This window comes from Mucilaginibacter sp. R-33, assembly GCF_049949235.1.
Lineage (GTDB): Bacteria > Bacteroidota > Bacteroidia > Sphingobacteriales > Sphingobacteriaceae > Mucilaginibacter.
The window spans coordinates 6511206-6523275 of sequence record NZ_CP188089.1; the positions used below are offsets into that span (position 1 = coordinate 6511206).

Sequence of the window (12070 nt, forward strand, 5' to 3'; positions counted from 1 at the left end):
AATAAAAATAAAGAATATCCAAAAAATGTTCGGACTTTGAGGGGAGGAGCTTAATTAAGTATTTGTATATCAACGAGTTTTATTCTAAATATTCTCTTTTGGAGAGGACTTAGGTTTTTAACAAAACGGCCCTTCAAATTAATAGAGGGCCGTTTATTTATACTGATAAGGATTGCTTACTTGATATGCTTTTTTACGATCTCTGAAAGTGATGTCAGATCAAATGGCTTGGCAAGGTACCCATCGGCATTGCCGGCTTTGGCTATTTCTTTGATATTGCTCACGGCCGAAATAATGATCACGGGGATGTGGCTGGTAGCCGGATTGTCTTTTATGCTTTTACTTAGCTGCTGCCCGTTTGCGTCACTGCTCCAATCGGTGAGCCAGTTATCAAGCAAAATAAGGTGGGGGTTAATAGTAGTCAGGGTACGCAGGATACGGGCATTGTCGGATTGTATTACTTCGTAACCTTCTTCCTCCAATACATATACTACCGTATCGCGAATATCTTTGTCGTCCTCTATAACTAAAACCTTTTTGGCCATAAGCTTGATTACTTTATACTTTATTAAAGCGGCTTCTTTTTGAAGCGGCTGTGTTTAAGTACATAACAATCAAATACCCGGTATTTGTTTTAGTTATAGTATTAAATAAAAAATATATTATTTAATTAAATGTTAACCCGCAACGGTATTATAGCAGGCCCGGCAGCGGGGCTCATAGCTTTCCTTTTCGCCTAATAATATTTTTGAATTATCATGTACCAGGCGGTATGAATATTGAGCCGGGTTGCCGCACCTTACGCAAACGGCCTGCAGCTTGGTTACCGATTCGGCAATGGCCATAATGTTGGGCATAGAGCCAAATGGACGGCCCTTAAAATCCATATCCAAGCCGGCTACAATTACACGTACGCCGCGGTTGGCCAATACGGTACATACCTCGGGGAGTTCATCGTCAAAAAATTGTGCCTCATCAACACCTATTACATGGGCATCACTGGCCAGCAGTAAGATAGCCGAAGCGCTATCAACCGGGGTAGAAGTTATTTTGCTGGCATTGTGCGAAATGATGGCATCCTCGCCATAACGGGTATCGGCTTTGGGGCTAAAAATCTCAACCTTAAGCTTGGCAATGCGGGCACGGTTAAGCCTCCTGATCAGCTCTTCGGTTTTGCCCGAGAACATTGATCCGCAGATAACCTCAATACTGCCGCCTACTTCGCTTTTACGCCTGAAAACCTCTTCGTGATATACCATTTATGACTTTTATAGTCGGCAAATATCAGAATTTAATCCTATTTTTGGTAAGCATTTTCCTAACATTGAGGCCATGAAGCAAATGGATGTATTTAAAAAGATAGGTGGGATTTTAAAGGAGCTTAATGATCAATACGACTACCTCGCAGCTGATCCCAGCGAACTTAACGAGCTTGAATTAGAACTTTTTGTAGCCAATGCCCATTTTTTAAAAGACCATGCCGAAATACTGCGCCGCATCAACGAGCGCTCGGCTGCTCCTGCACTGCTTGCAGAAAAAAACCAGCCGGCAGCTGAAGAACACACACCGGTGACACTGGTGTTACCTCCCGCTCCGGTGCCGGCAACACCTCCGCCTGCAAAGGAGGAAGCTTTGCATGAGCAGCGCTTTTTTGAACCGGTAGTACAACAGCATGTCCCTGTGCCGGTTGATAAGATAGAACTTACCAGCGATGCCGAACCGCCGGCCCCGGTGCCGTTTAACCCGGTAAAAATAGAGGTGATCAATCCCGCTCCCGAAATAAAAGAAACACCCGAACCGCAAATAAATATTGCTGCCGAAAAAGAGGCAGACACTTATTCTTTTCAACAGGAAATTCCTGAAGGAAGCGGTTTTGAGCTAAATTTAAACGAGGCTGATACGTGGGATGATGAGGCTGACAGGTTTGAGCAGGAAGAACTGATTGGTGAACTTCCCGAAAAGCCGGTGGAGATAGTACCCATAGCCGAACAGCCCGTACCGGTAATTGAGCCCGTAAAACCCGCAGCAGAACCTGTTGTTGCTACAGCTCCTTCAGCAGATACAAGCGACAACCAGCAGGTACTCACCTTTAATCAAAGGATCATGGCCCAAAAGGCCGAGAAAGCGAACAACGGGGCAAGCACCACTGCTGAGCTACCGGTTACCGATCTTAAATCGGCCATAAACCTGAATGATAAGCTGCTTTATATAAAAGATCTGTTTAATGGTTACAGTCTGGCCTATAGTGAAGCTATCGAGATAGTAAATCGCTTTAACACTTTTGAAGAAGCCGAACGTTTCCTGAAAACAAACTACGTAGTTAAAAACAACTGGGAAAGTAAAGTATCAACAGCCGATAAGTTTTACGCTTTGTTACGACGGAGGTATCCTGCTTCGTAGCGGTTTAGTTCATAGTCGATGGTTCATGGTGAAGACAATTTTAGAGGTGCCCCAACTTTCTGACTTACGGACTTCTGACTAAAATTATCAAACATTTGATTTCCTGTTTGAATCGAGTTTGATAAGCGTGAACAGGAGCATGGTGAAACTTAGTAATGACGAGCCTCCATAGCTGATGAAGGGTAAAGGGATCCCGATAACGGGTACTACCCCGATGGTCATACCGATATTGATCACTACGTGAAAAAACAACACTGAAGCTACACCGTAACCGTAAATACGCGTAAAAGGCGATCGCTGCCGTTCGGCAATGAGAATTACCCGCAATATCAGGAACATGAAAAGGCTTATTACCGTTAATGAACCTGCAAAGCCCCATTCTTCGCCGACGGTACAGAAAATAAAGTCGGTACTTTGCTCGGGTACAAACGAGTATTGGGTTTGTGTACCATGTAAATAGCCTTTACCCCACATTTTTCCGGAGCCTATAGCTATTTTCGACTGGTTTACATTATAGCCTTTTCCCTTTAAATCCGTAGTGATACCCAGTAGTATGTTAATACGCTCTGTTTGATGTTTCTTTAAAACGTGGGTATAAATAAACTTTACACTGAATATAAACGCTATAGAGATTGCAAGGCCGATGATCACGGTTTTGATGAGCTGCCTGTTACGCTTAAATAAAAAGATAATGAAAGCGGTTATTACAGCCAGGATCAGGATAATATATAGCGGATTGTATAATAGCGACGTAACGAAAAGGGTGATGAACAACCCCGCTATCACCAGGAAATAAGGCGAAAGCCCTTCGCGGTATAAAACAAATATCAAAGAGCAAAATACCAGTGTCGAACCGGTATCGGGCTGCAGCATGATCAGCAACATCGGGAATCCGATAATCACGGCGGCCGTTAAAAATGATTTGGGTTCGGTAACCCGGATGTTGGTGCCGCTTAAATATCGCGCAAGCAATAAACAGGTTGCAAACTTGGCAAACTCCGAAGGCTGCAGCCGGAAGCCGCCGCCCATGTTGATCCAGGCCTGGTTACCCCCTACGTTTCGGCCTATCACCAGCACCAGTATCAATAATAGCACAATCACCACGTAAAATGCCGGGGCTAAGGCTGCAATAAACCGGCTTTCGAGCAGGAGGATCACAATACCGACCACAATGGATACGCAGATGTAAATAAACTGCTTGCCGTAATTGGTAGAGGCATCGACTAAGCTTTGATGATTTGGGTCAAAAACTGCAGCATGAATATTGAACCAGCCAATGGTACATAATATCAGGTACAGAAAAACCGTAAGCCAGTCTACATTGAAGAAGAAACTCCGCTGCTGATTGCTCATGACTTGCCCCGCCTCCCGCCCGTTAATGATTTAATCCAGTTCGCAGGCCTATTGTTATAAGCTGATTCGCGCCTTTCTTTTTTTATCGAATCGGCTTTGAATTTTTTAATTGAATCGGCTTTGAACTTTTTGATGGAATCAACCTTTGCCGCCCTGATACTGTCACGCCTGCGTTCTTTTTGCAGGTCTTGAGCATAAAGGCTAAGATCGGGCAGGCGATTAGCATTTGCATAATAATCAACTGTAATTCCCGATTCGCGCGGGGTAATCTTACCTTTTAGATATTTTTCAACTATGAAGCTTGCAATAGGAGCGGCCCAATGCGCACCCTCGCCCGAGTTTTCAACTACAACAGCAATCGCTATCTTAGGATTATCGCGTGGGGCGAAGGCCACGAATACCGAGTTGTCCTCACCATGCGGGTTTTGCGCGGTACCGGTTTTACCGCACATAATAATATCAGGTATCTTTGACCTGCGGGCTGTACCGTTTTCAACTACCGCCTGCATCCCGTTAATAACAGGTTCAAAATATCCCGAATCTATCCCAACGTAGTTTTTTTCAACGTATTCTTTTTTAATTACGTTTTTGGTACCTATAGCTTTAATTAAATGCGGTTTATAATAATACCCGCGATTGGCAATAGTACACTCCAGGTTAGCCATTTGCAATGGGGTTGCCAAAAGCTCGCCCTGGCCAATAGCCAATGAAATGATGGTGCTTGAACGCCAGCCGCCTTTGCGATAAACGTTGTCGTAATGCAAAGGTGTGGGTACGTTGCCCCGGCTTTCGGCAGGCATGTCAAGATCTAATCTGGCACCGAGGCCAAATTTCATCACATTGGCCCGCCATGCTGCAAAATTGGCTTCAGTCCGTTTCACGCCGTACCGGTCAACAATACGCTGAAATACCATCGAAAAATAACCGTTACATGATTCGGCCACCGCCCGGCTCATGTTTACCGAACCATGTGCTTCGCCTTTATTACACGGGACCAACCTGTTGCCCGCCCGGTAGTGCCCGGTGCAATAGTAGGTTTCGCCCGGGTTAACGATGCCCTCCTGCAGCGCGATAAGGGCACTTAATGGTTTAAATGATGAGCCGGGAGGATATTGTGCCTGGATAGGCCTTATGAAAAATGGCTTATACGGGTTATTGTACATTTTGGCAAGGTTATTACCGCGCTGACGGCCTACCATGAGGTTAGGGTCATAGGTAGGGCTGCTCACATAACATAAGATCTCGCCCGATGATGGCTCTATGGCCACAATACTGCCCAGTTTGTTTTGCATCAGTTTTTCACCGAGCCTTTGCAGGTCAACATCTAACGACGAGGTCAAACGCTCGCCGGAACGGGGTACGGTATCAAGCGCGCCATTGGCAAACGAACCTTTGGGTACACCATGCGAATCAACCATTTGTATCTGTACGCCGCGCTGACCGCGCAGCACATTTTCGTAGGCCTTTTCAACGCCGGTAACGCCAATATAATCGCCAAGGCGGTAATATCCGTTTGAGCGTTTGATGTCCCTGTCGGTTACCTCCCCAATAAATCCTAAAAACTGTGCAGCAACTGAATCAGGATAGGTACGTATAGTACGGCGAACGATATCAAAGCCCGGAAACTCAAAAAGCTTTTCCTGTAATGAGGCATACAGCTCAACCGAAACTTGTTTTTCAAATACGGATGGTGTATTGGGCGATTGTTTTTTAGCCTTGGCAAAGCGTTTGTCGAAACCTTCCTTATCAATACCTATCATTTTGCAAAACAACAAGGTATCAAAAGGTTTTACTTCCTTGGGGTTAACGGTAACATCATAAATGGGTTCGTTTTGTACAAGGATCTTGCCGTTACGGTCAAGTATAGGCCCGCGGGCAGGGTAAAGTATGGTTGTGCGTCTTACGTTACTGTTGGCATAGATCTCGTACTTGTCATCAACTATCTGGATATAGTAAAGCCTTCCCAGCAGGGCTAATATGATAGCTATAAAAATACCGGTAACAACGTAGCGGCGTTCAAAAAACTTATTCATTTACGTTCTTTCCTTCTGAAAAATAGCAGGCCCGAAATTAGTATTAAAAATACGGTAAACAATGAACTCAAAACAACACGGCTTAGTGTGTATTGTATTTCAGAAAAACTAAAAACCTCTAAATTAAGCAGGAAAAAGTGGTGGAATAGAGTAAGTATCAACACATAAGTAAGAAACCACCTGAAACCCATGATACTCAAAGTAGGTTCGGGCTCGTTATCAAAGCCATCCTTTTGAACCGTGATGCTGATGAAAAGTACACGTACCAATGCCAGCACAACGCAGGCCGCAGCATGAAGCCCCGGTGTATCATAAAAAGCATCAATAGTGAGGCCTGTCAAAAACGAGAGTACAAACAGCAGCAGATTAGGTACTTCAAAGGGAAGCAACAAAATGAAAAGGATATAGAAATAAGGGGTGGCAAGATTATAAAACGTTATGTTTTTTAACAGGAAAACCTGCATAAAAACCAAAACTATAAACCTAACAAGGTTAACAAGGATAGTCCTACTCATTTTTGTTTTGTACGGCCTCCAGTCCCGTTTGTTCACTGGCAAATTTGTTATTGACCACGTAAACGTATTGAAGCTTTGTAAAATCAACAGCTAAGGCTACCTCAACGTTAATGAGTAAACCGCCGCCTTTGGCATGCAGGTTGGTGACTTTGCCAAACGGAATACCGGTAGGGAAAAGTGAATAGCCCGAGGTAACCACCGTATCGCCAATTTTGGGCTGCGCGTTATTCTGGATATCTATTAATACACCCCTGTGCGGATCAAGATCGTTGCCCCATACAAACGAGCCTATATCTTTAGTACCTGCAAGCATAGCGCTAAACCGCGTGTTTTTATGCAAAACCGACTGAATAATCGCTAAATGCTCGGTTACGGCAATAACCTGGCCCACAATGCCTGCCCCGGTCATTACACCCATATCTTTTTGGATCCCGTCCCTGCTGCCCCGGTCGATAGTAATATAGTTGCTGCGTTTATTGAATGAGTTATTGATTACCTTGGCTACAATATAACTGTACTGTTGCTTGTAAACGGTATCATTAACCTTGTGCTTTTCAACAGTATCGACATACATGGAAGCTTTGAGCTGGCCGCGAAGTTTAGCGTTTTCGCGGGCAAGGCTGTCGTTGGTTTCTTTTAATGACAGGTATTCTTTTAAGGCATCAACCTGGCTGTATAACGTACCGGTTACCTTATTGGTTGAATTAATAAACGACGCTTTTTGAAATGAGTTGTATTTGATATAAATAAGCAGCGAGCTAATCTCAAAAATCAGGAATAAAAAAAACGCGTTATACTTAGTTATAAATATCCAAAGGTTACGCATTGTTGGAGATTAGTTAATTGGAGATCAGAGATTAGTTGTCAATAGCAAAATTAGAAATTAGGAATTAGAGATTAGTATTCCAATAACACTAATCTCTAATCGCTAAACTCTAATCACTAACTCAGTTACTGCATTAAAAATTTAAAATTGCCAATGTTTTTAAGGGCGGTGCCGGTTCCGCGTACTACGGCGCGAAGAGGGTCTTCGGCGACGTGAACGGGTAGTTTGGTTTTGGCAGCCACTCGCTTATCCAAACCGCGCAATAATGCGCCCCCACCGGTTAAGTAGATCCCGGTTTGATAAATATCGGCCGAAAGCTCGGGAGGGGTAATTTCCAACGCTTTCAATATCGCTTCTTCAATCTTGGAGATAGATTTATCCAAGCAATGTGCAATTTCGGTGTATGATACCATAATTTGTTTTGGTACACCTGTCATGAGGTCGCGGCCTTGTACGGCAAAGTCGCCCGGCGGCTCGCTTAGTTCAGGAAGGGCGGCGCCAACCTCAATTTTGATTTTTTCGGCGGTACGGTCACCAATCATGATGTTATGCTGACGACGGATATATTGAACGATATCCGAGTCGAAGTTATCTCCTGCTACGCGGATCGACTGGTCGCACACGATACCTGATAAAGCGATAACGGCAATTTCAGTAGTACCACCACCGATATCGATGATCATGTTGCCCATCGGCTCCTCCACGTCGATGCCGATACCTACAGCTGCGGCCATTGGCTCGTGGATGAGGTAAACCTCTTTAGCGCCGGCAATCTCGGCCGAATCGCGTACTGCGCGTTTCTCAACCTCGGTAATACCTGATGGGATACAGATCACCATACGCAATGATGGGAAGAACCATCCCTTGCCCTGGTTAATCATTTTGATCATCCCACGGATCATGTGCTCGGCGGCGTTAAAGTCGGCAATTACACCATCTTTAAGCGGGCGCACGGTACGGATATTATCGTGCGTTTTACCTTCCATTTGCATGGCCTGCCTGCCAATGGCAATCACTTTATTCGTTGTCCTGTCGAACGCCACGATCGAGGGTTCGTCAACAACAACTTTGTCGTTATGTATAATGAGGGTATTTGCTGTACCTAAATCGATAGCAATTTCTTGTGTAAAAAAGTTAAATAAACCCATCTGGTATTTCTTTCAGTATGTTATGCAAAGTTTATAAAAATACGCTTAAATAGTTTAGCATTTTGCAAACTTAAGCGTTAAAAAATCACATTTATTGTGTGGGAGTTGGGTAGATAGAGTTTATTTATTAGATGGTTGACCGGATTTACAGGTGAATTAAGTTAAAACAGGTTAAAAACAGTTTTCCTTTTCACCAAATCAATCCCTACTCTTAAATCAAATGTTTTTAACCTAATAAACTACTCACCTAATCAACCCAATCAACCATTAATTTAGTGTTTAAAGTGACGAACCCCGGTAGTAACCATAGCCAGGCCTTTTTCGTTGCACATGGCAACCGAAAGCTTGTCATTAATTGATCCGCCCGGTTGTAAAATTGCGGTGATCCCGGCTTCGGCAGCCAATTCGGCACAATCCGGGAACGGGAAGAACGCATCAGACGCCATTACTGCACCATTCAAATCAAAACCAAAGCTTTGAGCTTTAATAATGGCTTGCTTAAGTGCATCAACCCTTGATGTTTGACCAACGCCACTTGCCATTAGCTGGTTATTTTTAGCAAACACGATAGTGTTTGATTTGGTATGCTTTACAATTTTATTAGCGAAGAACAGGTCTTTCAATTCAGCCTCAGTCGGTGCTTTTTCAGTAACAGTAGTCATTTGGGCCGGGCCTTCAATAACCGCGTCTTTATCCTGCTCAATTACACCGTTCAATAAAGTTTTGAAATGCTTAACAGGCAGTTCAACCGGCTGGCGAACCAACAGGATGCGGTTCTTTTTACCAGAAAGGATCCGTACTGCTTCGTCTGTAAATGCCGGAGCGATCAGCACCTCATAAAATATCTTGTCGATCTCAGTTGCAGTTTCTGCGTCGATCTCGGCATTGGCAATAATAACACCACCAAAGGCCGATACAGGGTCACAAGCCAGGGCATCGATCCATGCTTCTTTAATAAATGAACGCGAAGCTACACCGCAGGCATTAGTATGCTTAAGGATAGCGATAGTAGGCTCAGTAAACTCATCAATAATAGCAACGGCAGCATCAACATCAACCAGGTTATTGTATGAAAGCTCTTTGCCGTTCAGTTTGTTAAACATGGCATCAAGGTTACCATAAAAAGTTCCTTTTTGGTGAGGGTTTTCGCCATAACGTAAAACCTGGCTGGTTTGGATACTTTGTTTAAATACCGGGAGTGGTTCAGCCTCGTTAAAGTAGTTGAAAATATGTGTATCGTAGTTTGACGATATGTTGAATGCTTTTTGAGCGAATGAACGGCGCTGATCAATTGTGGTAGCACCTTCCTGCGTTTTCAGGATATTTTCAAGGCCGGCGTAGTCATCTTTTGAAGCTACGATCACTACGTCTTTAAAGTTTTTTGCAGCTGCGCGGATCAAAGAAATACCGCCGATATCGATCTTTTCGATCACATCTTCGGCACCGGCGCCTGATTGTACAGTTTCTTCAAACGGGTACAGGTCAACAATTACCAAATCAATTTCAGGAATTTCATATTGCTCTAACTGCTGTTTATCTCCATCAAAGCTCCTGCGGGCCAAAATACCACCGAAAACCTTAGGGTGCAGGGTTTTAACACGGCCACCAAGGATTGAAGGATAAGAGGTAAGGTCCTCAACCGGGATCACATTTACACCTAAATTGCGGATAAAAGTTTCGGTACCTCCGGTTGAATAGATATTTACACCAAGGCGGTTTAACTCATGAATGATGGGCTCTAAGTTATCTTTGTAATAAACAGAAATTAAAGCATTTTTTATTTGAACTGACTGGCTCATGTACACACTGTTTTTTGAGCCGCAAAGGTAGTGATATTTAGTTAATTGGAGGTTAGTTAATTAGAGATTAGTTATTAGCATAGGATCGATATTTATCCACATCGAAATTTTATAGCAGGCGATATTTAATGTGTATTACCGTGCGTTCGATAGGCTAATTGTTGAGGTATTCATAAATAATTGGTAACTTAGTATATGACTACGGTGATTATTCAATCAAATTCGGAAAAAAAGACCCGCTTGTTGATGCAGCTTGCTGAAGAGCTTGGTCTTTCTGCGCAAACACAAGAAGTTAAGGATTTGAATACAATTGACGTCGCGAGGGGGATTGGAAGAAAAGCAACAGACGAAGAGCTGATTAATTATTTAAATAAAGATCTTGATGAAGAAGCTATCCCGTTAGATAAAGCTTTTTCTAAATATACTCAATAAGCCCATTCTGTATTTTGAACGTTACTATTAAGCCTAAGGCCTTAAAGGTTATTGATGCGATTGTTGATTTTGTAGAATCGAAAAATACGCCGGGAAGCGGTGCAAGATTTGCTTTGAAATTCAAGACAGCTATCAAAAGGTTAGCTGTACCCGGTATAGCATTCCATTTGTAATCATGAGGTTTTAGCCGCGTTCAAATATTCTTGCAGTCATTTCAATGACTGGGTTATAGCCTTTAAAATTGTTGATGGTGAATTGACTGTTTACGAAATTATACATGGGTCATTGTTGTTTTAATAACCCATAAAAGAACTTAGATACCCCCCCCCTAATCACTAAACAACTCAACTCTTCATTTTCTTTAAAAGCGCCTCAACAACTTTCGGGAAATGATTATGCTCTAACTGCTGGCCTTTAAATTTTACGATCTCAAGCGTATCGCCCGGTTCAATTTTAAATTTCGACTGGTGGATGATCTCGCCTTCGTCAAAGTTTTCGTTAACGAAGTGAATGGTGATGCCACTTTCCTCTTCTTTGTCTTCCAATATTTTGCGGTGTACGTTATCGCCGTACATGCCTTTGCCGCCATATTTGGGTAACAGGGCAGGATGCAGATTAATAATCTTATTGGGGAATGCTTTTAATAATGATTGGGGCACAAGCCATAAAAAACCGGCTAATACAATCAGATCAACCTGTAAATTTTTAAGCAAGCGGATAACACCGTCTGTTTCATAAAACTCATGGCGACTGAAAATATGCGAGGGTACCTCAAAGTTATCGGCACGCTGTAAAACGTAAGCTTGAGGATTATTGGTAAGTATTAGCACAACTTCGGCATCGGCATTGCGTTTAAAATGCTCCATTAACTTTTGGGCGTTTGAGCCGGAACCTGAAGCGAAAATGGCAATTCTTTTTTTCATCGATAATTTGTTTTTCAACGAAGATGAAGCTACAATAGTTTCATCGGGCTGACTGTTTACTTGGCATTGAAACTATTAAAACCATTTTACAATTAAAAATATTAAAACTATTGGGTGGCAGTTACTTTTTGCCTGATAAACCCATAACGCATAATGCGTCGTTTTTTTGTTGCCGAATAGTTTGGTTCAACATCCCCTGTTTCTAATACCAGCGAATAATTACCCAGGGTAACTATTTTAGTGTTTTCAAATGGCTTTGAGGTACCGGCCGATGCTTTGGTGGTATCGTTACAAACCATATCCGAAATTAAAAATAATTTATTTGCAGTAAGCGACCAGCGGCCCTTCGCAGTATCTGATCTGCATTGAAAATTAGTGTAGCTGCAGGAGTTGTCGGCATTGAAGGTGAAAAGCTGTGTATCCTCGCAAGTTTGGTTTAAGGTATCTAAAGAAACCTGAGCATCACCCACATAATTGGTGACGGTTATAGAAGCCAATTGCCAGTTACCTGCTAACAATCCGGGTATGTGGCTTAAGTTATCTTTCTTGCATGAATTAACAATCAGCGCAATACTTATTAAAAACAGGAAAAACAACAGCGGAGTTCTTTTCATTTATTAAAGGCAAAATTATAAAATATG

At 42.8% G+C, this 12070-nt stretch carries 12 protein-coding genes; 2 read left to right on the forward strand and 10 right to left on the reverse strand.

Annotation, left to right across the window (positions count from 1 at the left end; translation table 11 throughout):
* Nucleotides 1–176: 176 nt before the first annotated feature.
* Together ACP26M_RS27265 and ACP26M_RS27270 are read right to left on the reverse strand one after the other, a co-directional pair.
* Entirely contained in the window at nt 177–545 is a 369-nt protein-coding gene (locus ACP26M_RS27265) for a response regulator (protein WP_354485984.1), read from the reverse strand.
* 132 nt (nt 546–677) lie between these two features.
* Complete coding sequence (locus ACP26M_RS27270) at nt 678–1259, reverse strand: thymidine kinase (protein WP_090528965.1); 582 nt, start codon at nt 1257–1259, stop codon at nt 678–680.
* Between the two features lie 73 nt (nt 1260–1332).
* On the opposite strand from ACP26M_RS27270, the gene ACP26M_RS27275 reads away from it, so the two are divergent.
* Nucleotides 1333–2400, forward strand: coding sequence for a hypothetical protein (locus tag ACP26M_RS27275; RefSeq protein WP_426584957.1), 1068 nt, complete (start codon nt 1333–1335; stop codon nt 2398–2400).
* An 87-nt stretch (nt 2401–2487) separates the two neighbouring features.
* Here the strand turns inward: ACP26M_RS27275 and rodA are convergent, their stop codons facing one another.
* The 6 genes from rodA to purH form a co-directional block, all read right to left on the reverse strand.
* Entirely contained in the window at nt 2488–3753 is a 1266-nt protein-coding gene (gene rodA, locus ACP26M_RS27280; protein WP_426584959.1) for a rod shape-determining protein RodA, read from the reverse strand.
* Entirely contained in the window at nt 3750–5786 is a 2037-nt protein-coding gene (gene mrdA / locus ACP26M_RS27285) for a penicillin-binding protein 2 (RefSeq protein ID WP_426584961.1), read from the reverse strand. The genes rodA and mrdA overlap by 4 nt, the downstream gene beginning before the upstream one ends.
* On the reverse strand, nt 5783–6301 hold the full coding sequence (locus ACP26M_RS27290) for a rod shape-determining protein MreD (RefSeq protein WP_426584963.1): 519 nt from the start codon (nt 6299–6301) through the stop codon (nt 5783–5785). Before ACP26M_RS27290 ends, mrdA begins: the two co-directional genes overlap by 4 nt.
* Nucleotides 6294–7127: a rod shape-determining protein MreC gene (gene mreC, locus ACP26M_RS27295; protein ID WP_426584965.1), complete on the reverse strand. Its 834-nt coding sequence runs from the start codon at nt 7125–7127 to the stop codon at nt 6294–6296. The genes ACP26M_RS27290 and mreC overlap by 8 nt, the downstream gene beginning before the upstream one ends.
* A gap of 125 nt (nt 7128–7252) precedes the next feature.
* Complete coding sequence (locus ACP26M_RS27300; RefSeq protein WP_090528947.1) at nt 7253–8275, reverse strand: rod shape-determining protein; 1023 nt, start codon at nt 8273–8275, stop codon at nt 7253–7255.
* Between the two features lie 272 nt (nt 8276–8547).
* Complete coding sequence (purH, locus tag ACP26M_RS27305; RefSeq protein ID WP_176627990.1) at nt 8548–10074, reverse strand: bifunctional phosphoribosylaminoimidazolecarboxamide formyltransferase/IMP cyclohydrolase; 1527 nt, start codon at nt 10072–10074, stop codon at nt 8548–8550.
* A gap of 195 nt (nt 10075–10269) precedes the next feature.
* Between purH and ACP26M_RS27310 the strand changes: the two genes are divergently transcribed.
* Nucleotides 10270–10506 (forward strand): hypothetical protein, encoded by a 237-nt coding sequence (locus ACP26M_RS27310; protein WP_090528942.1) that lies wholly within the window; start codon nt 10270–10272, stop codon nt 10504–10506.
* 344 nt (nt 10507–10850) lie between these two features.
* On the opposite strand, the gene purN is transcribed toward ACP26M_RS27310, so the two are convergent.
* Together purN and ACP26M_RS27320 are read right to left on the reverse strand one after the other, a co-directional pair.
* Entirely contained in the window at nt 10851–11429 is a 579-nt protein-coding gene (purN, locus tag ACP26M_RS27315; protein ID WP_090528933.1) for a phosphoribosylglycinamide formyltransferase, read from the reverse strand.
* Between the two features lie 107 nt (nt 11430–11536).
* Entirely contained in the window at nt 11537–12043 is a 507-nt protein-coding gene (locus ACP26M_RS27320; RefSeq protein WP_426584969.1) for a DUF5004 domain-containing protein, read from the reverse strand.
* Nucleotides 12044–12070: the final 27 nt, after the last annotated feature.